Genomic DNA, 1,607 nt, shown 5'->3' on the forward strand with positions numbered 1-1,607 from the left:
CTGGGGACGTGGGCAGTGCGCTGGCGGTGAAGTTCAGGGAGCTCTTCCCTCATCTCGATGAGCGGCAGCGGCGGTTGGTGATAGGAGCTGAAGCGCGGGCGCTGGGGCATGGAGGGATGAGGGCGGTGGCGCGTGCGGCGGGTGTGAGTGTGGCCACGGTCTCGCGTGGGGCTGGGGAGCTGGAGTCGGGTGAGGGCCCGCTGGGCCGGGTGCGGCGGGAAGGGGCTGGCCGCAAGCGGGTAACGGATCGCGATCCTGGCCTGCGGCAGGCGCTGTTGGCTCTGGTGGAGCCGGACGAGCGTGGTGATCCCGTATCGCCGTTGCGGTGGACGACGAAGTCGCTGCGTCATCTGGCCGGCGAGCTGACCCGGCAGGGCCATCCGGTGGGCCGGGACACGGTCGCCGTGGTGTTGCGCGAGGAAGGTTTCAGTCTGCAGGCGAACGCCAAGACCCTCGAGGGAAGCCAGCACCCCGACCGTGACGGCCAGTTCCGCTGGATCAATGAACAGGCCCGCTGTCACCAGGAGTCCGGTCAGCCGGTCATCAGTGTGGATGCCAAGAAGAAGGAGCACATCGGCAACTACCGGATGGCAGGGCAGGAGTGGCGCCCGTCCAAAGAACCGGTCAGGGTGCACACCCACGACTTCCCGGACCTGAAGGCCGGCAAGGTGATCCCGTACGGGATCTATGACATCACCGCGAACACCGGCTGGGTCAACGTCGGAACCGACCATGACACCGCTGCTTTCGCAGTCGCCTCGGTCCGCCGCTGGTGGCAGGCGCGCGGACGTCACGACTACCCGCAGGCCGGGCGCCTGCTCATCACCGCTGACGCGGGCGGGTCCAACAGCTACCGCACCCGGGCCTGGAAGACCGAACTCGCCGCATTCGCACGCCAGGCGGGGCTGGACATCACCGTCTGCCACTTCCCGCCCGGCACCTCCAAGTGGAACAAAATCGAGCACCGCCTCTTCTCCCACATCACCCTCAACTGGCGCGGCCGGCCCCTGACCAGCCACGAAGTCGTCATCGAGACCATCGCCGCAACCGCCACCCGCACCGGGCTGAGCGTCCACGCCGAACTCGACACCGGCGCCTACCCCACCGGAGCGAACGCCACCCAGGCCGACATCGACGCTCTCGCTCTGACTCCCCACGACTGGCACAGCGAGTGGAACTACACCCTCCACCCCCGCCTGCCCGCACCCCGCACCACCCCGGAAAGCCGGCCCGCCCCCGCCGACCGGGCCCCCGCCTGGCTGCACCACCCCACCCTCACCGCCATGAACACCGCAACCTGGGCCGCGCTCCTGGCCGACGTCGAGCAGTACCTGCACGACCACCCCCCAGCGGTCATGCCCGGCCGCCGCACCGCACCCCGCACCGGCCACCGCCTGCTGTCCCCCGCCGACCGCCTGCTCGTCACCGTCCTCAGCCACCGCTGGTCCGCACACCGCAACAGCCTCGCCCGTCTGCTCGGCACCACCTCCGCCACCATCGGCAACGCCGTCAGGGAAACAACCCACGCCCTACAGCAACTTGACCACACCATCCCACCAGGCCTCATCAAAGCCACCACCGCACACGACCTCGCCCAGCTCACCGGA

The 1,607-nt window shown here is 69.4% G+C and carries 1 protein-coding gene; it reads left to right on the forward strand.

The window, feature by feature from the left end:
• Nucleotides 1-8: 8 nt before the first annotated feature.
• Nucleotides 9-1,607, forward strand: a 1,599-nt coding sequence (locus ACV530_RS36550; protein ID WP_494337042.1) for an ISAzo13 family transposase, incomplete at its 3' end; no start/stop codon positions are given.

It is taken from the genome of Streptomyces sp. SX-6, from assembly GCF_059089585.1.